At 35.0% G+C, this 22,081-nt stretch carries 19 protein-coding genes and 1 other annotated feature; of the genes, 14 read left to right on the top strand and 5 right to left on the bottom strand.

What is annotated here, in order from left to right:
* The first annotated feature begins 8 nt into the window (after window positions 1–8).
* Together BAQ44_RS12330 and BAQ44_RS12325 are read left to right on the top strand one after the other, a co-directional pair.
* Window positions 9–1,757, top strand: a complete 1,749-nt coding sequence (locus BAQ44_RS12330; protein WP_063263600.1) for an MFS transporter — start codon at window positions 9–11, stop codon at window positions 1,755–1,757.
* Between the two features lie 214 nt (window positions 1,758–1,971).
* Window positions 1,972–3,249 carry an MFS transporter gene (locus BAQ44_RS12325; protein WP_071721833.1) on the top strand — a complete coding sequence of 426 codons (1,278 nt, stop codon included), beginning with the start codon at window positions 1,972–1,974 and terminating at the stop codon, window positions 3,247–3,249.
* A 231-nt stretch (window positions 3,250–3,480) separates the two neighbouring features.
* On the opposite strand, the gene BAQ44_RS12320 is transcribed toward BAQ44_RS12325, so the two are convergent.
* Window positions 3,481–4,464, bottom strand: a complete 984-nt coding sequence (locus tag BAQ44_RS12320) for a ketoacyl-ACP synthase III (protein ID WP_071721832.1) — start codon at window positions 4,462–4,464, stop codon at window positions 3,481–3,483.
* 181 nt (window positions 4,465–4,645) lie between these two features.
* Between BAQ44_RS12320 and BAQ44_RS12315 the strand changes: the two genes are divergently transcribed.
* The gene (locus BAQ44_RS12315) at window positions 4,646–5,200 is read left to right on the top strand and encodes a cobalamin biosynthesis protein CbiN (protein ID WP_071721831.1); all 555 of its coding nucleotides are present in this window, start codon (window positions 4,646–4,648) and stop codon (window positions 5,198–5,200) included.
* Window positions 5,201–5,683: 483 nt separating this feature from the next.
* A complete protein-coding gene (hflX, locus tag BAQ44_RS12310) occupies window positions 5,684–6,943 on the top strand; it encodes a GTPase HflX (RefSeq protein ID WP_000391884.1) in 1,260 nt (419 codons plus the stop codon).
* Between the two features lie 40 nt (window positions 6,944–6,983).
* Here the strand turns inward: hflX and BAQ44_RS12305 are convergent, their stop codons facing one another.
* The gene (locus tag BAQ44_RS12305) at window positions 6,984–8,624 is read right to left on the bottom strand and encodes a peptide ABC transporter substrate-binding protein (RefSeq protein WP_071721830.1); all 1,641 of its coding nucleotides are present in this window, start codon (window positions 8,622–8,624) and stop codon (window positions 6,984–6,986) included.
* Window positions 8,625–8,846: 222 nt separating this feature from the next.
* On the opposite strand from BAQ44_RS12305, the gene BAQ44_RS12300 reads away from it, so the two are divergent.
* From BAQ44_RS12300 to BAQ44_RS12285, 4 genes are all read left to right on the top strand, one after another.
* Window positions 8,847–10,058 (top strand): MFS transporter, encoded by a 1,212-nt coding sequence (locus tag BAQ44_RS12300; RefSeq protein WP_071721829.1) that lies wholly within the window; start codon window positions 8,847–8,849, stop codon window positions 10,056–10,058.
* 10 nt (window positions 10,059–10,068) lie between these two features.
* Complete coding sequence (gene cysK, locus BAQ44_RS12295; protein ID WP_071721828.1) at window positions 10,069–10,986, top strand: cysteine synthase A; 918 nt, start codon at window positions 10,069–10,071, stop codon at window positions 10,984–10,986.
* Between the two features lie 77 nt (window positions 10,987–11,063).
* Complete coding sequence (locus BAQ44_RS12290; protein WP_071721827.1) at window positions 11,064–11,576, top strand: GNAT family N-acetyltransferase; 513 nt, start codon at window positions 11,064–11,066, stop codon at window positions 11,574–11,576.
* A 95-nt stretch (window positions 11,577–11,671) separates the two neighbouring features.
* Window positions 11,672–12,496 (top strand): DUF4037 domain-containing protein, encoded by an 825-nt coding sequence (locus BAQ44_RS12285; RefSeq protein ID WP_071721826.1) that lies wholly within the window; start codon window positions 11,672–11,674, stop codon window positions 12,494–12,496.
* A 38-nt stretch (window positions 12,497–12,534) separates the two neighbouring features.
* On the opposite strand, the gene BAQ44_RS12280 is transcribed toward BAQ44_RS12285, so the two are convergent.
* The gene (locus BAQ44_RS12280; RefSeq protein WP_000107878.1) at window positions 12,535–14,169 is read right to left on the bottom strand and encodes a putative polysaccharide biosynthesis protein; all 1,635 of its coding nucleotides are present in this window, start codon (window positions 14,167–14,169) and stop codon (window positions 12,535–12,537) included.
* A 219-nt stretch (window positions 14,170–14,388) separates the two neighbouring features.
* Window positions 14,389–14,611: a binding site (T-box leader), on the top strand.
* 301 nt (window positions 14,612–14,912) lie between these two features.
* Here BAQ44_RS12280 and BAQ44_RS12275 point away from each other — a divergent pair.
* Window positions 14,913–16,250, top strand: a complete 1,338-nt coding sequence (locus tag BAQ44_RS12275; RefSeq protein ID WP_001088193.1) for a sodium-dependent transporter — start codon at window positions 14,913–14,915, stop codon at window positions 16,248–16,250.
* Between the two features lie 39 nt (window positions 16,251–16,289).
* Here BAQ44_RS12275 and BAQ44_RS12270 read toward each other — a convergent pair whose 3' ends face one another.
* Entirely contained in the window at window positions 16,290–16,994 is a 705-nt protein-coding gene (locus BAQ44_RS12270) for a polysaccharide deacetylase family protein (protein ID WP_063263101.1), read from the bottom strand.
* 326 nt (window positions 16,995–17,320) lie between these two features.
* On the opposite strand from BAQ44_RS12270, the gene BAQ44_RS12265 reads away from it, so the two are divergent.
* The 4 genes from BAQ44_RS12265 (at window position 17,321) to BAQ44_RS12250 (ending at window position 19,490) form a co-directional block, all read left to right on the top strand.
* Window positions 17,321–17,584 (top strand): CD3324 family protein, encoded by a 264-nt coding sequence (locus BAQ44_RS12265; protein WP_071721825.1) that lies wholly within the window; start codon window positions 17,321–17,323, stop codon window positions 17,582–17,584.
* A gap of 157 nt (window positions 17,585–17,741) precedes the next feature.
* Window positions 17,742–18,428, top strand: coding sequence for a DUF421 domain-containing protein (locus BAQ44_RS12260; protein ID WP_071721824.1), 687 nt, complete (start codon window positions 17,742–17,744; stop codon window positions 18,426–18,428).
* 110 nt (window positions 18,429–18,538) lie between these two features.
* Entirely contained in the window at window positions 18,539–19,180 is a 642-nt protein-coding gene (locus BAQ44_RS12255) for a FusB/FusC family EF-G-binding protein (RefSeq protein ID WP_071721823.1), read from the top strand.
* 109 nt (window positions 19,181–19,289) lie between these two features.
* Window positions 19,290–19,490, top strand: coding sequence for a hypothetical protein (locus BAQ44_RS12250; protein ID WP_071721822.1), 201 nt, complete (start codon window positions 19,290–19,292; stop codon window positions 19,488–19,490).
* A gap of 163 nt (window positions 19,491–19,653) precedes the next feature.
* Here BAQ44_RS12250 and msrA read toward each other — a convergent pair whose 3' ends face one another.
* Window positions 19,654–20,190 carry a peptide-methionine (S)-S-oxide reductase MsrA gene (gene msrA, locus BAQ44_RS12245; RefSeq protein WP_071721821.1) on the bottom strand — a complete coding sequence of 179 codons (537 nt, stop codon included), beginning with the start codon at window positions 20,188–20,190 and terminating at the stop codon, window positions 19,654–19,656.
* Between the two features lie 247 nt (window positions 20,191–20,437).
* Between msrA and BAQ44_RS12240 the strand changes: the two genes are divergently transcribed.
* Window positions 20,438–22,066 carry a multicopper oxidase family protein gene (locus tag BAQ44_RS12240; protein ID WP_071721820.1) on the top strand — a complete coding sequence of 543 codons (1,629 nt, stop codon included), beginning with the start codon at window positions 20,438–20,440 and terminating at the stop codon, window positions 22,064–22,066.
* The last annotated feature ends 15 nt before the right edge of the window (window positions 22,067–22,081 follow it).

The following is a 22,081-nucleotide window of genomic DNA, read 5'->3' as shown; positions in this document are numbered from 1 at the left end:
AGATGAACATGGAGCAATCAAAGGGTATTAAGGTTGTCTTTTTAATGTGTCTAGGTATATTTCTTTGTATGATTGATACGACAATTATGAATATAGCTTTACCCGCGATACAAACGAGTGTAAATACGTCATTAGAAAAGATGTCTTGGGTATTAAATGTATATACGATGACGATTGCGGTACTCGCCATTCCGTTAGGGCGGATAGCTGATATTTTTGGGAAAGCAAAGATGTATATTCTTGGTTTGATAATTTTTGGCGGTGGATCCGTACTTTGTGCTTTTGCTAATACGGGCGATTTCCTTATCTTTTCTCGCTTTATACAAAGTGTAGGTGCAGCGATTTTATTTCCGACTAGTATGGTAATTGGTGTATCAGCAATGCCATTAGCTAAGAGGCATGTTGCACTTGCAATTTTAGGAGTATCACAAGGGTTATCAGCCGCGATGGGACCAGTAATAGGTGGAATTATTACACAAAATTTCGGTTGGAGATGGGTGTTCTTCGTTAATGTTCCAATTTGTATTCTTGGAGTCATTTTATGCTGCATTATGTTACAAATAAAAAATGAAGAACGTATTATTTCAAAAATAGATTGGGTAGGACTACTATTAAGTAGCGCAGCAATTTTTTCTTTTACTCTCATATTAGTAAAAGGCAATGCATGGGGATGGCAAAGTAATATAGCTTTGTCTTGTTATGCAATTAGCACTATTTCTCTTATTCTATTTGTTCTAGTGGAACGAAAGATTCATAATCCAATGGTAAATTTAAATTTATTTAAAGATCGTATATTTGTTGGAGCATCTATCGTTGTAATATTAAGTAATTTGTTTTTAATTGGAGTAACTGTATTACTTCCAACGTTCTTGACGAAAATACAAGGTCGAACGGAAATCGAAGCAGCTTTTTTAGTGACACCTATTTCAGCAATGATATTTTTTGTTTCACCAGTTGCAGCAACATTAATTAAAAAGCTTGGCAAAGTAACTATTATTTTGTCAGGCTTTCTTATTATGGGTGTATCTTATTATTGGTTGCAAATGATTGATGTTAATTCAACAAATATAGAAATAATTATTCCATGTATGATATTAGGTGTTGGGTATGGTTTAGTAGTAGGTCCAATTACAGTTTTAAGTGCTTCTTCGTTTGAAGGGGAATTATTAACTGCTTCTCAAAGTGTTGTCTCGATGTTACGACAAGTTGGAATTGTATTAGCAGTTGCAATATTTGTATCTAACTTAACGCACAACATAACTGTAAATAAAGAGAATGTATATCGTTATGCAGAAGAAAAAGTGCGTAATATTCATGTGAGTAGTGCCCAGCAAGCTGAGATATTGCAAATATCAAAAGGAAAAATAGAGAAACAAAGTATAGAAACAAATGCAGAAAAACATCAAAATGAAACATTTGTAGAGTTAAATAAAGAGAAAAAAGATGAATTAATCCGCCAAAAAGTGAATGAAGTATTAAATGATGTTCCGGTAGAATATAGAGATATAAAAAGAGAAGAAGTTATGAATCAAGTGACAAAGGAAGTTGAAAAACAAGAGGAAAGTATAAAAAAAGAAGTACTTGTATTTTCGAATGATGTAAATCACTATGCTCGAAATCAAATGGCTATGAGTTTTACAGATCTATATAAAGCAAGTGTGCCGATTATATTCATGTGTGCTTTAGTAAGTTTGTTATTTTTGGAAGGAAAGGCTTGGAGTAAAAGGAGAAGGGGAAGAGCGGTTGGGGGACTGTAAGGGAAATAAGTTAAAGATCAGTTATATTCAAATGATGGAACGCTAGTTATGAAAAAAATAGTATAGTTATTTTGGGAACTCTTCGGTAATGGTTGAAACATAAGCCGTAGGGTTCTTTACATGTATAAATAAATGTTCGTATTTTAAATTTGGGGATTTTGTTGTTCTATAGTACATTAACAAGAGGTATAAGTTTTATAGAAAGGGTGAGAAAATGATAGATACAGCAGATGCTTCAATAAGTAATCATATATATACAGAAGAAGAGCAACAAAAATTATACAAAAGAACATTAATAATCGTAAGTATTTCACAAATGTTCGGCGGAGCAGGGTTAGCTGCTGGCATTACAGTAGGTGCACTCCTTGCGCAGCAAATGCTTGGGACAGATGCATATGCAGGATTGCCGGCAGCTATGTTTACAATGGGATCTGCGGTAGCAGCTTTCTTTGTTGGGAAGTTATCACAAAAACATGGTCGCCGCATAGGACTTGCAGGAGGTTTTATAGTAGGTGGACTAGGGGCTATTGGAGTTGTGGTGGCAGCTTTAACAAATAGTATTATTCTTTTGCTAGTTTCTTTACTTATATATGGTGCGGGAACAGCTACGAATTTACAAGCGCGTTATGCTGGAACAGATTTAGCGAATAAGAAGCAAAGAGCAACTGCTATTAGTATTACGATGGTAATGACGACTTTTGGTGCAGTCGCAGGTCCAAATTTAGTAGGAGTAATGGGAAGATTCGCTCATTCAATTGAAATTCCTGAACTTGCTGGTCCGTTCATATTATCAGCAGCTGCATTTATACTGGCGGGTATTGTCCTATTTGTTATGCTTCGTCCGGATCCGTTACTTATTGCTAATATGATAGAAACATATAAACAAGAGCATACATATAAAGGGCAAGCAGTAACAGAAGAAGCGATAGAAAACAAACGAGGTATTACTGTTGGAGCTATCGTAATGATACTTACTCAAATCGTGATGGTTGCGATTATGACGATGACGCCAGTTCATATGGGGCATCACGGTCACGGTTTAAGTGCAGTAGGACTTGTGATTGGTTTTCATGTAGGTGCAATGTATCTTCCCTCTCTCGTTACGGGAATGTTAATTGATAAAATTGGCAGAACGACGATGAGTATAGCTGGTGGAGTAATTTTACTTGCAGCGGGTGTCATAGCTGCAATCGCGCCAAGTGATTCGTTAATACTATTAATTGTTGCTTTGTCTTTACTTGGATTAGGATGGAACCTTGGTTTAATAAGTGGTACGGCTCAAATTGTTGATGCAACTATACCTTCCACACGTGCAAAAACGCAAGGGAAGATAGATGTGTTAATTGCGCTAGCTGGAGCTTCAGGCGGAGCGATGTCAGGTATGGTAGTAGCAAATTCAAGTTATGCGGCATTGTCATTAGCTGGAGGAGTTTTAGCTTTCATGCTGATTCCTGTTGTGATATGGGCTCGGACAGGTAAAGTGAAACTTTAATTAGTGGGGGGGTTCTTCATCCCCCAACTAATTATTAGTTGAACCAATCGGACTTTTATGGGCAGTTGATCCACCACCTAAATTCGTTGCTTTCGCTGAATTTTGAGGTGGGGGTCTTACTGCCCATTAAAGCGGGATAAATAAAATTAAGATAATAAAAGCTGCGTTCAAAGGGAGGTAACCAATCTTTGAATGCAGCTTTTTTGTAGTTAGTTGTATAAAAGAAAAATGTTAGTTTAAATCCCACTTCACAATAAGGCCTAAATGCGTAAGACCACCGCCAAATCCGTATAGTAAAAGTGTGTCTCCGTTATTTAATTTTCGTTCTTTTCTAGCTAAATCTAGAGCGAGTGGAATAGAGACGGAAGACGTATTCCCCATATATTCCACGCTCGTTAATGTTTTTTGTGTTGGGATTTGAGATTTTTCACAAATAGATTCAATCATTCTTAAGTTAGCACTATGAGGAATAAACCAGTCTATATCATTTATTTTCATATTTGCGGTATGTAGTAGTTCTTTTATTCCTGCTGGTACTATGCGAGTTGCCCATTTATATACTTCTCTCCCATTTTGAACGATTTTTTCATTTGTTTGCAGTGGTGTACCATTCATAGTAGTAGATAAGTTTGTTCGGTATAGATGAATGCCACCGTGCCCATTTGTTCCCATATGAGCAGCAATAAAGCTCGGTTTGTTTTCATCTCTTTCTAATAAAATAGCTCCAGCACCATCGCCAAATAAAATGCAGGTCGTTCTATCGGTGTAATCAGTAACTTTAGATAATGTCTCTGTTGCTACGACTAGTACTTTTTCATGTGATCCAGAAGTAATCAAGTTATTCCCAACGTGCAATCCATATGTGAAACCAGCGCAAGTTGCATTTAAATCAAATGCAATTGTACGAGGTATGCTGAAGTATTGTTGTATTTGACATGCGACACTCGGAAAAACATAGTCAGCGGTTGTTGTAGCGACGATGATACAGTCTATATCTTCTAAATTCTTTTTAAAAGTTGTACATAAATTTTCAATTGCTTTAATGGCTAAGTGTGAGGAGTATTCGTCTTCGCTCGCGATTCGTCTTTCCTTCATTCCTGTTCTTTGTACAATCCATTCATCGTTCGTATCAATCATTTTTTCTAAATCGTTATTAGATAATATTTGATTTGGAACATAAGTACCAATTGCAGTAATACGAGATTTAGAATGCATAGGAACATCTCCTAACTTGTTTTTATAACCTGATACTAATATCAGGTTATAAAAATGTCAATAAAGACTTTTATTGTATTGAAACGAAAAAGCTTAACTTACTATGAAGGAGTTTGGCGAGTGTTGTAAAAAATAATATACGATAAGTTTTTAAAATTGATAATGAAGAGAGTTGGGCTCTTTGAAAAGAATTTTGTATATATTGCCTGTTGTCATTATTTGTAGCTTTATTCTTATTATTTTTCCAGGGAAATCTTATGCTTGTGATTGTATTAACGTATCAGCAGAAGATGCATTTCGAAAAAACGATGTAGTATTTGAGGGGAAGGTAATTGAGGTTGGAAGGAAAGAAGGGGTTGGGATTGAAGTATTATTTGAAGTGAAGGGAATTTGGAAAGGGACAACGTCTTCGCAAATTATTGTGTATACAAATGGTGGGGATTGTGTGTTTCACTTTGTAGAGGGAGGAGAGTACTTAGTATATTCTTCTCAAAGAGGATCTGAAAAACAATTACACACACATAGTTGCAGTAGAACGAAGAGATTAGATGAGGCAGGGGCGGACAAAGTGGCTTTAAGTCAAATTGCAAAAGAATCTGTTCCGACGAAGAAAGTCGATTTAAAAGATGACATGTTGAACGGTTTCAGTTGGTGGCAAGTTGTTACTCTTTCTGTAGGTCTGTTACTAATAGTAGTTCTTGTGATTTTTATTGTAAGAAGAACGCGCAAAAAATGACGATTAAAGTAAATATATAAGGATTTTCTTTCTGTTTCTATAGGTTGTTTAATCTTGTGAAAGCGAATTACTTATGCTACACTTTATGTAACTTAAAATGAACGGAGGGGCTTCCTTTGATCTTAATCAGATTACGTCTCAATACTTTGTGCCAATAATTGAATAGCGCTCAAAGGCTCTGTCTGTGTACAGAGTGAACGGGATTGGTCTGCCTATTTTAAAGGAACCCTTTATTAAGCTTATATGTGAAAAAGAGGGAGGGACGAATACGCCCTCTTTTTGTTTTGCCTTTATTAATAGAATGGGATCGTATAGGTGAACACTTATTGTGGATACGTATATGATCTTGGGACTTAATGACTATGAGATAGGATGAAAGTATAACTTTCTTCTATTTCTTTGGTGAACCCTTATCCGTTTACGAAAACACAGGCAGTGACCTGTGTTTTTTATTTTACGTAATCGAAATGGAGGAATAAATATATGGAAGAATTATTACAAAGAGCAGTTTTAGTTGGAGTAAATTTAGGTAATGAAGATGACTTTGCGTATTCGATGGAAGAGTTAACGAATCTTGCAGAAGCTTGTGATGTAGAGGTAATCGGGCAAGTGACGCAAAATTTACAACGAGTAAATCCGTCCCATTATATCGGAAAAGGAAAGATTGAAGAAGTAGCAGCCTATGTAAATGAAGTAGATGCGAATATGGTAATCTTTAATGATGAATTATCTCCTTCTCAAATTCGAAATTTAGAAGCGGATTTAGATTGCAAAGTAATTGACCGTACCATATTAATTTTAGATATTTTTGCGCAACGTGCGAAAACGAAAGAAGCGCAGTTGCAAGTTGAGGTAGCGCATCTTCAGTATATGATGCCTCGTTTAATCGGGCTTCGTGAATCATTAGGAAGACAGAGCGGCGGAGTTGGTACGAAAAATAAAGGTGTCGGTGAGAAGAAATTAGAGTTAGATCGTCGTAAAATTGAAGAACAGATTTCAGTTTTAAATAAAGACCTAGAAGCACTTGTTGCCCAGCGTCAAACGCAGCGAAAGCAGCGTAAGAAAAATGAAGTTCCTGTTGTAGCTTTAGTAGGTTATACGAACGCAGGAAAATCAACGACGATGAATGCGATGCTTGAAATTTATAATGGTACAGAAGAAAAACAAGTATTTGAAAAAGATATGTTATTCGCGACGTTAGAAACATCTGTACGAAATATTGATTTGCCAGATAACAAATCATTTTTATTAACAGATACAGTTGGATTTGTAAGCAAATTACCGCATCACCTTGTGAAAGCGTTCCGTTCAACGTTAGAAGAAGTAGCGGAAGCGGACTTACTTATTCACGTTGTAGATTACGCAAATCCAAATTATGAACAATTAATTGATATTACAAATGAAACGTTAAAGAAAATTGGAGTAGAAAATATTCCAACCATTTATGCTTATAACAAATCAGATATGGTAGATGTTGAAATTCCGAAAGTACAAGAAGAACGCGTTTATTTATCGGCGAAGAAACATATTGGAATAGAAGAGCTTGTCGAAATGATTCGCTCACACATTTATAAAGAGTATACGAAGTGTGAAATGTTAATTCCATATGACCAAGGGCAGGTAGTTTCCTATTTCAATAATCATGCGCACGTTTTATCTACGAGTTATGAAAACGAAGGTACGAAACTAGAAGTAGAATGTAAGACGAGTGATTACGAAAAGTATAAGCGTTTTGCGATTTAAGAAAAAGGCGATCCTAATATATGTTAGGATCGCCTTTTTCTTATTCTGTAATAGAAGCCCATTTATAAGAATAAATTCCTGCAAATGGACGAATAACAACACCTTTTACTGTTGGACGTTCTAAATATACAAGTCCTGATTGGAAGATTGGAGCGATAGCTGCATCATCTTCCAGTAATATTTTCTCAGCATCTTGGAACGCTTTCCAACGTGCTGGTAAATCAGTTGCTAAAGTAGAGCTAGTTTTCTCAATTAATTCGTCGTATTTTTTGTTTGAATAACTCATCTTATTAAACGGTCCGTCAGTGACAAACATATTTAAGAATGTTGTAGGATCAGGATAATCCGGTCCCCATGTAGAAAGTGAAATGTCATAGTCACCATTTCCTTCACGGTCTAAAAATGCTTTTACTGGAAGGGGCTGTAATGTGATTTTTAATCCTGGTAAGTTTTTCTCCAGTTCACCTTTTAAAAACTCACTAATTTTCTTATCGTTAGATTCATCAGTTGTTATGATTGAAAGAGAAGCGTTTTGTAAATTTGTTTCTTTTTTCGCAGTTTCCCATAGTGTTTTAGCTTCTTTCACATTTGTTTCTACTTTTACATTACTTGTACTACGAAAATCTTTATTATCAGGTCCTTTTACAAATCCTTTCGGAACGAATGCATTCGCAGGTATAGAACCATTATTTAAAATTGTTGTTGCGATTCCTTGTTTATCAAAAGCAAGCGAAATAGCTTTTCGAGCGTTTTTGTTTGCTAATAAAGGATTCTTTTGGCTAAATCGGAAAAATGTCATAGAAGGACGTTCCATTTTTTTTAAGCTCGGATCTTTTTGATATTTATCAACAAACTCTGAATTAATCGTAATTCGGTCTACTTGTTTGCTTTCAAATAAATTAACGGCTGTGGAAGTATCTTTTACGATATTTACATTAATTTCATTTAGCTTCACATTTTTATTATCCCAGTAGTTCGGATTTTTTGTCATTTTATAACTTGTATCATGTTTCCATTCACTTAATTGAAACGGCCCGTTATAAACAACATTTGCAGCTTCAAGTCCGTAATTTTTCCCTTGCGCTTCTACAACCTTTTGGTTTTGAGGATAAAATGTTGCAAATCCCATTAACCCTAAAAAGTATGGAACAGGGTGTTCTAACTGTACTTCAAGCGTTTTATTATCAATCGCTTTTACACCAAATGAATCAATTGGTAATTCTTTTTTATTTATTTTTTCTGCATTTTTAATATCGAACATAATATGTGCGTATTCAGAAGCAGTTTCTGGATTTACGGCACGTTTCCATGCATATTCAAAATCATGGGCAGTAACTGGATCACCATTTGACCATTTTGAATCGTGCAATGTAAACGTATATGTTTTTCCGTCTTCGCTCAGTTTGTATGATTCAGCTGCCGCAGGAACAGGTTTATTGTCAGGACCAGGCATATATAATCCTTCCATTACGTTGTTTAATGCAGCGTAAGAAAACCCATCGGTTGCGATAGACGAATCAAGTGTAGAAATTTCCCCAGCTTCTACTATATTTAATACTTGTTTTGAAGATTCTTTTTTCTTTTCCCCGGTAGTTGTTGCCTCTTGTTTTTGACCACATGCTGCTAAAAACATAGATAATGTGATTGAGAGTGCAACGATTCCTTTAGTTTTTTTCTTCATAGTTGTCATCCTTTCCTTCATCTCTGTCCTAGTATAAAAGAAAATATAGAAAATTTCTATAAATAAATCCGATAAAACGTATAGAAAAAATATATTATGTAAGAAGTGATATTTCTGGAAAAAGAAATGAAACCAGTATAGAATAGAAATGTTTCAAAAGTCAGAATTTATTACACCTACTGTAATAAATATATATTTTGTACAGGAAGGAGAGATTCATATATGCAGGCAGTTTCGAAAAAAAATACAATGGAAACACCGACGATATATCGAATACTATTTGCGATTAGTTTCGGTCATTTTTTAAATGACTCGATGCAAGCAGTTGTGCCGGCATTGTTTCCTATTTTGGAAAAAACGATGAATTTATCCTATATGCAAGTAGGATGGATTGCGTTTGCATTAAATATGACGTCATCGATTATGCAACCGGTTTTTGGTATGTATTCGGATAAGAAGCCATCACCATTTTTATTACCGCTCGGTATGTTTTCGAGTATGCTTGGGATGATTGGACTGGCGTTTGCACCGAATTTTATTATTGTTATTATTTCTGTTTTATTTATCGGATTAGGTTCCGCAGTCTTCCATCCAGAAGGTGCTCGTGTTGCTTATATGGCGGCAGGGGCAAAACGAGGTTTAGCACAAGCGATTTATCAAGTGGGAGGAAATACAGGGAATTCTCTAGCGCCTATTTTTACAGCGTTAATTTTCGTTCCGCTCGGCCAAATTGGCTCCTTAGGTTTTACAGCTTTTGCAGCGGTAGGAATTGTATTATTAATATTTGTATCAAATTGGTATAGGAATGAATTAGCTACTGGTGCTGTAAGAAGAAAGAAGAGGGCTGCGCTTGAGGCTGAAAATGCGATTGTAAGTACACATATTAAATTTGTTATTATACTTCTTGTTTTTCTTACTTTTGTACGTTCTTGGTACGGTGCTGGTATCGGGAATTTTTATCAATTTTACTTAATTGAGCACTACGGTTTATCGATAAAAAATGCCCAGTATTTCGTATTCGCATTTATGATTGCCGGTGTATTAGGAACTTTCTTTGGTGGACCGTTAGCAGATCGATTTGGAAAGAAAACAATTATTGTATTTTCAATGTTAGGTTCGGCGCCACTTGCCCTTTTATTACCTCACGTTTCGCTCGTGTGGGTCGTACCGCTATTTTTATGTATCGGTTTTATTAGTTCAAGTAGTTTTAGTGTAATTGTTGTTTATGCGCAAGAGCTTGTTCCTGGAAAAGTAGGGATGGTATCTGGATTAATTGTAGGGCTTGCGTTTGGACTCGGCGCTTTAGGTTCTGTAGTTCTTGGGAAATTGGCTGACATATATAGTCTACAATTCATTATGTTACTATGTAGTTGTCTACCATTAATTGGACTTACTTCTTGTTTACTACCAAGTGATAAGAAAACGATAGAATAGGGGATGCACTATGAAATTATGTGAAAATGTTACAGAATTAATAGGAGATACACCTGTCGTCCGATTATCTAAATTTATTCCAGAAGACGCAGCAGATGTGTATGTAAAACTAGAAATGTTTAATCCGTCACGCAGTGTGAAAGATCGTGCTGCCTATAATTTATTGCACGTTGCAGAAGAGAATGGTCTTATCAAACCAGGAGATACAATTATTGAGCCAACAAGTGGTAATACAGGAATCGGTTTAGCGATGAATGCAGCTGCTAAAGGATATAAAGCAATTTTAATTATGCCAGACAATATGTCAAAAGAGCGTATAAATTTATTGAAAGCATACGGCGCAGAAGTAGTTTTAACACCAGCAGAACAAAGAATGCCAGGAGCAATTGCGAAGGCGTTAGAACTGCAAAAGCAAATACCAAATAGTTTTATTCCGCAACAATTTGAAAATCCAGCAAACCCAAATATTCATCGTTATACGACTGCACTTGAAATTTATGAACAAATGGATGGTGAGCTGGATGCATTTGTAGCAACAGCTGGAACTGGTGGGACGATTACAGGGACTGGGGAAACGCTAAAAGAGAAACTACCAAACTTATATATTGCAGTAGTAGAACCGAAAGGATCTCCCGTTTTATCAGGTGGTGTTCCAGGTCCTCATAAACTAGTAGGAACAAGTCCAGGGTTTATCCCGAAAAACTTAAATACAGAAGTGTATAACGAAATTATTCAAATCGCAGACGAAGAGGCTTTAACGACAATGAGAAAATTAGCTAGACAAGAAGGATTATTAGTTGGGCCATCGTCTGGAGCATCTGTTTACGCAGCAATTATGATAGCGAAACGATTAGGCGTTGGTAAAAGAGTTTTATGTATTGCACCTGATACAGGTGAGCGTTATTTGAGTATGGGATTATTTGAATAAAAATGATAGAAACCCCTTAATGGTGAAATAGCGCTATTAAGGGGTTTGTTATAGGTTATTAAGAGAGGAGAAACACAATGAAACTATTAAAACCGACAAATGAATATAGCGAACTAATTATGGAGTATCGGGATGCATTTTTACATGCGGATGAGCAACCACATGGCAGTAGTTCTGTACAAAATTTTGATTCACTTGATGGATGGTTTGAAAAAGTGAGTATACAAGAAGTGGGAGAAAACTTACAAGGTAATCGAGTACCGTCTAGCCAATTTTTAAGTGTTGAAAAAGGGGAACTTATAGGTTTTGTGAATATTAGAAAACGATTAAACGAAGAATTATTGCGGGAAAGTGGTCATATTGGATATAGTGTTCATCCGAATAAACGTCGCCAAGGTTACGCGACGAAACAATTGAAACTCGCATTATATGAAGCGCAAAAGTTAGGGTTGCAGAAAGTGTTAATAACCTGCGATAAAGCTAATATTGCTTCGGCTAAAACGATTCAAAAGGTTGGCGGTGTTTTAGAAAATGAAGTAGTTTCTTCTCATACTGGGGAAATTGTTCAGCGTTATTGGGTAGAAATATGATGTAGTGGGAATTTGAAAAGGGAATGCAATGCGTAATATCGAAATAGATAAATGAAAAAGTAAGGATGTACTGCAATTGTAGGGGGGGAAATGAAGTGCGATTAAAAGAGAAAGCAATAGAAATGTCGGAGATTTATAGGAGAAACCCGAAGATCGAAGCTATTATTTTAGCAGGTTCAGTAGCTAGAAAGTTAGAAGATGAACATTCAGATATAGAATTACATATATTGTGGTCAACGCCACCAGAGGATAAGGATCGTAAAGGGCCTATTAATCATATTGGTGGAACAATTTTGTCATATCATCCTTACGAGGAAGAAGAATGGTCGGAAACATATTTGACAAAAGAGGGAATTAAATTAGAAATTAGTAACTTTTTAACAGAAACAGTAAAGAAAGTTATTTCGGATGTGGTGGATCAATATGATATAAGTTATGAAAAACAATGTATCGTATCATCCGTTCATGACGGTGCTAGTTTGTATGGAGACGAGAAAGTGAATGAATTAAAAGATAGAGTGGTACCATATCCAGAAGACCTTGCGAAACAGATGATTTCAGAAAATCTTTGGTTAAGCAATCGATGGCATAATCGAGAGGCGCTTTTAAAACGAAAAGACTGGCTTATGTTATATGATGTTATTTGTGAAGTACAAAGAAATATATTTGGGGTCTTATTTGGTTTAAACCGAATGTATGTGCATCACCCGGCGTTTAAATGGATGCCGAATAATGTGGAACGAATGAGTATTAAGCCTGAAAACTTATATGAGCGTATGGCGAATACGTTAATAGGGAAACCGGAGTATAGTGTACAGGAGTTAGAGGTGTTAATCGAAGAGTTATTACATTTAGTAGAACAACATGCTCCAGAATTACATATTGCTGAACAACAAAAACATATTCAATATGCGAAGTAGAAAAGAAGGGATGTAACAATGCGTTACATCCCTTCTTTTTATTTGACTAATTTACCTAGTACGGGTAATCGCTGAATCCTATCACCGAGAATATGTGAAGCAAGTCCGCTCGTTAGGACGAATAAAAGGTAAACAATTCCTCCTGCAGCGCCGCATATAACAACAATGAGAAGTGATTCCATATAAGATTGTCCAGGGATTAACCATTTTAAAATAGCTTTTAATGCAATTACAACAGCAGACATTGCTGCGGAGTAAATTGTAATAAGAAGTACTGTTTTTGCTGTTTCACTAATATTAAATTTCGCAAACTTAATGATGCAGTACAACATAATAACATTGGAAACGAGGTATCCAAGAATTGTTCCAAGTACAGCACCGTGTCCACCAAATAAATGTAAGAGCGGTGTATTTACTAAAACTTTAACGAGAATACCGACTGAGAAAGCAATCATCGTTTTTCTTTGATAATCGATTCCTTGTAAAATAGCTGCTGAAACTGTGAAAATCGCACTTAATATAGCAGAAGGTGCAAATGAAATTAAATATTGTGATCCACCAAGTGCAATTTCAGGATTTACATAAACCATACGGAATGCATCATAAGCAATACTAGCAAGACCGAATGCAGCTGGGATAGTGAAGAATAACAAGACTTGAAATATCTTTGCAATTTGTTCTTGTAATTCTTCTAGTTTCCCGCTTGTATAAGATTTCGTTATTGCCGGAATGATCGTTAACGAGAATCCAGTAGCAAGTGAAGCTGGAATCATAATTAACTTTTGGGCATAATTCGTTATATAAGCGAAAACTGCATTCGCTGTTTCTAAAGGCTCTCCCATCGCTCTAAGGACATCAGCTACAGTATATTGATCTACTAACGTATAGAGCGGAATTGCAATGCCGACAAATACAATTGGGATTGCATATCGTAGTAATTCCATATAAATATTTTTTAATGGGATATTCGATGCCCTTGACTTTAATTCTCCTTCGGGAGGCTTTAATCTATTATATTTTTTCCAGTACACCATTAAAATCGAAACGCTGGCAAGTGCTCCGATAACAGCGCCAAACGTAGCAACTGCAACAGAAGAGGCGACTGAACCTCCTAATAGTTTTGAGACGATAAAACTACCAACTAAAATGAAAACAACGCGCGCAATTTGTTCTACGACTTGAGAAACGGCACTTGGTTTCATATGTTGAAAACCTTGGAAATAACCACGTGTAACACTCATAGCTGGTACGATAATAAGTGCGAAACTTAATGCTCGCATCGTAAGTGTTACGTCAGCAATAAATTGTGGATCTGGCGTTTTTGAGCGAATAATAAATTGTGATATGTACGGTGCTCCAATAAATAAAGTTAAAAATCCTAAAAAGCCCATAAACAACATTAATTTTACGCTAGAGTTGTATAATTTTTTGCTTGTACTATAATCACCAAGCGCATTATGCTTTGCAACAAATTTGGAAACGGCAATAGGAATACCAGCTGTTGAGAAGCTTAATAAAATACCGTACCAAGAGTATGCATATCCATATAAAGCGACACCTTGTGTTCCGACTAATAGTTGAAAAGGGAAGAAGTATATAAAACCTAATATACGTGAAATCATTGTTGCACCACTTAATAAAGCAGTACCTTTTAAAACTTTTGAAGTAGACAAAATTCTTTCCTCCTACTCGTGCTGTCTTGCATGCATCGTATACTACTATAAACCCGTTAGCGAAGTTAATACAGTATAAACCATAAATGTTCTAATACTATTCATTTAAAAGTCATATTTCGAATTTTATAAAAGAAAGTACTCATAAAAATTCAAAATATAAGTTGACACTATTTTTAATGTGTGATAAAAATGATAGTAATCAATTCGGAAAATAATATTTGGGCAATGAAAGGGTATAGTAGTGAATATCTCCCTATTTCAGAGAGCTGATGGTTGGTGTGAATCAGTATATAGATTATTCATGAAGTTCGTCCTGGAGCATCTTTCATAAATCTCACATTATGAGGAAATGAAAGACGGTAGTTTATACCGTTATCAAATAAAGTGGTGAAGATTGTTTCACAACTAGGGTGGTACCGCGATATTTATCGTCCCTACGTATTTACGTAGGGACGTTTTTTATTTAGGTCCTAACTTTGTTGTGGCTTCATAACTAGGGTGGTACCGCGATAATTTATCGTCCCTACGTATTTGCGTAGGGGCGTTTTTTATTTAGGTTCTAACTTTGTTGTGGCTTCATAACTAGGGTGGTACCGCGATATTTTTGTCGTCCCTACGTATTTACGTAGGGGCGTTTTTTATTAGTAGGGAGGGAGTGAACGTATTAGAAAAGAGTATCGATAGAACAATATAAATACCGAATTGTAACAAAGAAAAAGAGATAGAGAGGAGATTAATAAATGAATTCACAGCAATGGACATCGAAATTAGGTTTCGTATTAGCTGCAGCAGGTTCAGCAATTGGTCTAGGGGCGATTTGGAAATTCCCGTATATGGCCGGAATTGGAGGGGGCGGCGCGTTCTTCCTTATTTTCATCGGTTTCACATTATTAATTGGTTTACCGCTATTATTAGCTGAATTCGTAATCGGAAGAAGTACACAAAAAGAGGCTGTTGATGCATATAGAGAAATCGCACCAAAAACATTATGGCCATGGTTAGGGAAATTAGGAATTGTAACTTGTTTCATACTACTTTCTTTCTACAGTGTTGTAGGCGGATGGATTTTATTATACTTATGGAATGCAATTACAGGTAGACTTTGGGAAGGAAATGGAGCATACGAAGCTACGTTTGGTGAAATCATTTCCAATCCGTATTTAGCAGTTGGATCACAGCTATTATTCATCCTTATTACTATTTTCATCGTAAGTAAAGGTGTACAAAATGGTGTTGAAAAAGTAAATAAATATTTCATGCCAGCACTATTCGTTTTATTCTTTGTATTAATCGTTCGTGCACTTACATTAGACGGTGCTGGAGAAGGGGTTCGTTTCTTCTTACAACCTGATTTCTCAAACGTAACATCAGAAGTCATTTTATACGCTATGGGGCAATCGTTCTTCTCCCTATCTGTCGGTGTAGCTGTTATGGTAACGTATAGCTCTTACTTACCGAAAGAAGAAAGTTTACCGCGTTCAGCATTTTCTATCGTAGCTTTAACGCTTGTGATTACATTACTTGCAGGACTTGCGATTTTCCCAGTTGTGTTCGCATTTGGAATGGAACCATCACAAGGACCGGGACTATTATTCATCGTACTGCCAGCTATTTTCAGTAAAATGGCATTCGGGAAATTATTCTTCATCGTTTTCTTATTACTATTCTTCTTTGCTACTATTACATCGGCAATTTCGATGTTAGAAATTAGCGTTGCATCTTTAACTGCAAAAGGTAAAGGGAAACGTGAAAAAATGGCATTAATCGTTGGATTGTTAATCTTCGTTGTTGGAGTACCATCAGCGTTATCATTCGGTATATTAAGTGATCTGAAGATTTTTGGAAAGACAGTCTTTGATTTAGCGGATTATGCAGTTAGTAATGTACTAATGCCACTTGGTGTTTTATTAGTTTCTATCTTCGTTCCTTTAAAAATGAAGAAAGATGTATTAATGAAAGAGCTTGGTGTAAGTAAAAATAAGGGCTATAAATTATTCGTATTATGGTTATTCTTACTTCGCTTTATCGCACCAATTGCGATTATTATCGTATTCTTAAATGTACTTGGCATTATTTAAAAAGAAAGGTAGCGTATCGATTTATGATACGCTACCTTTTTATTTTGCTCTTTTTTGCAGTTCGTTTACTGTTACAAACTGATAGCCCTTTTTAGATAAAGAGTCTAAAATACCTTCGATGGTCTGTAAATTTTCATTAGACTTATCATACATAGGGTGCAGTAAAATGATAGAACCTGGTTTTACATTTTTATTAACATACTCAATTTTATCAGCAGCAGATTTATAAAAAGTATCAGGTTCAAGGTCCCATGTGATTGTTTCGATATTATTTTTATTTAAATAATAGGGCAGACCAATTAGCTTTTTTCCGTTAGGTGGTCTAAAATCAATTTCGCCTGTATATCCTGTTTGGCGGATTAATGCATTCGTTTTTTCTATTTCTTCTTTAATAAAAGAAGGTGTTTTAAAAACCATTCTGTTATGAGAGTATGTATGGTTTCCAATTTGGTGTCCAGATTGTACGATATCTTCTCCTAACGATAGGTTTTTCTCTAATTCATTGCCGATTAAAAAGAATGTAGCTTTTGCATTGTATGTATCTAGTAGCGGTAATATTTGTTTTACATTGTTCGTAGGGCCATCATCAAAAGTTAAAGCAATCACTTTTTCATTTGTCTCTACTCGATTTGTTAAATCTCCAAACAATTGAAAACTTCTTGCGTTCATCAATTTGTATGTTCCAAATAATGCTACAGTAATAATGAATAATGTAACGATTGTAATGATTATTTTCTTTTTCATAAAGCAACCTCACTATACTTTTGGATTGGACTAAAAAGTATTATATCAAACTAAGTAATTTCATGCTTGAAAAAGGATGTGGATGCAAGGGGAAGGAATTTATCATATAATAAATTAAAAAAGTTATATTAGGAGGTGTTTAAATGGCGATTATAATTCAATTGCCGGACACTGCAACGTCTCATGCAAAGCCAAGTATGGAAATGGCGATACTTTGCGTGAGGTAGACAAGTAATATACAATCGCCTAAATGAGCTCGTATCATTTTTTATATTTGGCTTTGCACCTTATTGAAATGAACCATAAAAAATAAGGGGCGAGCAGAAATGAAATACGTTAAAGCTGCGACGGTTTTACCAGAAAGTTTAATTACTGAGATTCAAAAGTATATACAAGGTGAAACAATTTACATTCCAAAACAAGAAACGAAACATTATAAATGGGGTACACGATCTGGAGGAAGAAAACATTTAGATGAAAGAAACAAAGCGATTAAAGAAGCATTTAAAAGCGGAATTTCCATTCATCAACTTGCAGAGGAGCATTTTCTTTCTGGCGAAACGATTAAAAAGATCGTGTATTCTAAATGAAAATAAAAGGGTCTAGTTCAAATATTATTTTGAGCTAGACTCTTTTTTTACTTTGTATTTATTGGATATGAATGGGCAAGATAATAGCAATATTGTGCCGTTGTTTTATTAAATAGTATACATAGTATTTGAGTGGAAAGTAGAAAGGTGAACATATATGAATCATATTGGACAAATAACGATAGAGCTTTTAGTTGGCTTTTTTGTTCTATTAATTGCTACAAAAATACTAGGGAAAACACAAATATCTCAGCTAACCCCCTTTGATTTTATTTCTGCTATCGTCCTTGGTGAGCTCGTTGGAAATTCAATATATGATCCTAAAATTAAAGTGTGGTCTATTTTATATTCAGTATTTGTATGGGTAATTTTAATTTATTCAATAGAAGTAATAACACAAAAAATAAGAGGAACAAGAAGGTTTTTTGAAGGATATCCTTCCATTATTATCCGTAATGGAAAGATTGACCGAGAACAATTAAGTTCAAATCATTTGGATATTAATCAACTACAACAAATGCTTAGGCAACAAAAAGACATATTTTCAATCAGAGAAGTTGAATATATGATTTTGGAACCTAATGGGAACATAAGTGTTCTGAAAAAGAGTAAATACGAATCTCCCACTATAAATGATTTAAGTTTAAAGCATAAGCCTGTATATTTACCAATTTCATTAATTAGTGATGGAAAAGTAGTTAAAGATAATTTGAGGGAAGCAGGGTTTGATGAAGGGTGGCTGTATAAACAAATAAAGCAAAAAGGCATTACTAAATTTGAAGACGTATTATATGCAGAATGGAAAACAGATGATGGTTTCTTTTGTCAGGAAATGAAGCGGTAGCATATAATCGAAGTATGTAATATTCATTTCTAAGTTATCTTTTACATATCAAAAAACGTAATCATTGTATACAATAAAACTAGATCAACAATTTGTATGGAGTGATAAAGATGGAAGCTTTTATTAGAAGTGATCAATATAATTTTATAAAATCACAAGCTTATATTTTAGCAAATGGGCATGCAACGGCAAATGATAGAGGTGTCATTCAAGCGTTAAAATCACTTGCGATTGAAAAGATAATACATGTATTTGAGAATTTAACGGATGAACAGAAAGAGTTAATTGATACGGTATTAACAGTTCAAAATAGAGAAGATGCAGAATCGTTTTTAATGAAAATAAATCCGTATGTCATTCCGTTTCAGGAAGTTACAGCGCAAACATTAAAAAAATTATTTCCTAAAGCGAAAAAATTAAAACTTCCTGATATGGAAGAACTGGATATGAAAGAATTATCTTATTTAAGCTGGATTGATAAAGGGTCAAGCAGGAAATTTATTATAGCAAAAAATGATAAAAATAAGTTTGTTGGTCTGCAAGGTACGTTCCAAAGTTTAAATAAAAAAAGCATTTGTTCATTATGTCATGGACATGAAGAAGTAGGAATGTTTTTAGTTGAAATTAAAGGTGATGTACAAGGAACATTCGTGAAAAAGGGAAACTATATTTGCAAAGATGGAGTAGCTTGTAATCAGAATATGAAATCACTTGATAAATTACAGGATTTTATTGAGCGATTAAAGAAATAAAATGGAAGACCTCTAGTGCTTAAGCTAGAGGTCTTTTATTTTGAGAATGGTAATAGATTTCCTTTTTGAGAGATATAATGTATAAATAAAACATAGGAGTGCTGAAGAAATGCTAAAAAAGTTTTTGCTTTCTTTACCGGATGTTTTACTTGTATGTATTGTTATCTATTTAACATACACAACTACTCTTAGTTTTGGACAGATGTTAGTAATTTCAATTGCAATCGGAATCATTGGTGGTCTTGTTATAAGAATTTGTAAAGATGTATTCACGTATATAAGGTGGACAATTAAACAGAGGAAATCTTGAATATGTTGTATTGCTATTAGGAGGAGATGAAATGACTAAGAAAAAGAGTAGAGTGAAAAACGAGATAGCACTTTGGACATTAACAGCGGTTGTTCTCATCATTGTATGGTACTTTTTTCAAAGATAAAAATGCATCGCACTTAAAAAGTACGATGCATTTTTATTATTTTTTTTGCCAATTTTCTTTTATAAAGTCGTCACGGCCAGATTCTTTTTGCTCAGTAGCATATTTCTCTGGGTTCTTTTTATAGAAATGTTGATGGTATTCTTCAGCCTCATAAAAAGGTGCAGCCGAGCGGATTTCAGTTACGATTGGGTCTTTAAACATACCGCTTTCTGCAAGAGCTTGTTTTGATTTTTCAGCAAGCTCTTTTTGCGTTTCATTATGATAAAAAATAGCAGTGCGATAAGATGGACCACGGTCAAAGAATTGTCCGCCATCATCAGTTGGATCGATTTGTGGCCAATATAAATCTAGTAATTTTGCATATGGAAAAATAGAAGGGTCGAATGTGATTTGTACAACTTCTAAATGACCAGATGTACCGGCTTTTACTTGTTCATATGTTGGGTTTTCTACATGACCACCTGCATAGCCAGAAAGTACTTTATGAATACCAGGTAGTTCATCAAATGGCTTTACCATGCACCAAAAGCAACCGCCTGCAAAGGTTGCGAGTTCGTATGTTTTTTCGGACATTGTTGTAATCCTCCTAAATATATATGTTTTATATAGTATTATACAATCTTTTTTATTGCGCAATAAAAAAGATTTAGAAGTAAAGAAAAATTGAAATATATTTCTTTATAAAGTCTTTAAAATTCCTTCAAAGTTTCTTTTTTTCTGAGTGTTATGATGTAAATCGAAGTGAATATGTGAGGTGATAGGCAATGAATCCACGTATGAAAATTAATTGTTTACAACAAAAAATGAAAGAGAGACTAATATGAAAAAAGAATTTATACAAAGCGATTTAAGAAATATATTGATTGCGGCATGCTTACTATTAGGGTTAGTTATTTTTGGATATTTTTTAATAAATAATTACCCAGGTACAAATGAAAAAAAGAAGTTAACAGATGCAACATCTACTTCAGAATCAATTACATCTATTGCTGAGTCAGATGCCAAAAAAAGGGTTACAAAAACTTTTAATATTACGGCGAAAGTAGCAAGCATAGATTTGGGAAATGGGAAAAAGGTAGATGCGTGGACATTTGATGGAACATCACCGGGTACTCAAATTCGAGTTAAACAAGGTGAACGTATTGTTGTAAATTTGAAAAATGAATTGCCAGAACCAGTTACAATCCATTGGCACGGATTAGATGTCCCGGCGGCGGTAGATGGTGTTCCAGGTGTTACGCAAAATGCTATAAAACCAGGGGAAACATATACATATGCATTTAATGCTGAACAGGTAGGGACATATTGGTATCATTCTCATCAAAAAAGTGCGATACAAACGGAGCGGGGACTATTTGGAACTATTGTGATTGAACCGAATAAACCAGCTGTAAAATATGAAAAGGATTATACAGTGGCAATTCATGAATGGAAAACAGGAGATATAAAAGCCCGTAATCATAATAGCGAACAAGATAAAGATTGGAATAGCTATCCTAGCAACCATATTCGAAATGAAAAGGCGCAAAATTTAGAAGGACCGTTAATGATGCCAAGTAATGATCAACTTAAAGATTTATCTGATGGAGATGATTACGATGTATTTACATTAAATGATACGAGTGAGGGGCTACGATTGGATGCAAAACCAGGTGAAACAGTACGCCTTCGCATAATTAATGCTGGGAATAATACGCATTTAATGACATTAGTTGGGGCGCCATTTCAAATTATTGCATTAGATGGTCGTGATATAAAAGCTGGGGACGAGCTAGATAAAGCAATTCTTCCGATGGGAGCTGCACAACGTTATGACCTTGTTTTTAAAATGCCGGAAACAACGAGTGTAAAACTTATTAATGTGGATCCATCTAAGAAAATGAATAGAATGTTAACGGCGACTATTGGGAACGGTTCTTTGCCGAAAAAACCTATTGATATAAAGAGTTATCCATGGTTTGACTTTACGAAATATGGAGAAAAAGAAGTTGGCAAGTTTACGATAGATTCAAAGTTTACAAAGGTCTATGATATGGATTTGGCAGAAGGTGTGAAAGATGTAAATGGACAAGAAAAATGGGTGTATACGATTAATGGAAAGACATCACCTGATATTCCACCCATTAAAGTAGAGAAAGGAGATAAAGTTAAGATTCGCTTTAAAAATAAGGGGGAAGAAATTCATCCAATGCATTTGCATGGACATACATTCCAGGTTATTTCTAAAAATGGTAAACCAATGGAGGGAAGTCCGATTTACTTAGATACAGTTAATGTTTTTCCGGGAGAAGAATATGAAATTGCTTTAGAGGCAAATAATAGTGGACTATGGATGGTTCATTGTCATCATCTCGTTCATGCGGAAAAAGGAATGCATACGATGATGAATTATGAGGGGGTAACTACTCCATTTTCTACCGGAGATCACTCAGGTAATCATCCAGAATAATAATACGGAGGTTTT

It is taken from the genome of Bacillus mobilis, assembly GCF_001884045.1.
GTDB classification, from domain to species: domain Bacteria; phylum Bacillota; class Bacilli; order Bacillales; family Bacillaceae_G; genus Bacillus_A; species Bacillus_A mobilis.
Note: the sequence above shows the minus strand (reverse complement) of the source record. Positions and strands in the feature narration are given on the sequence as shown.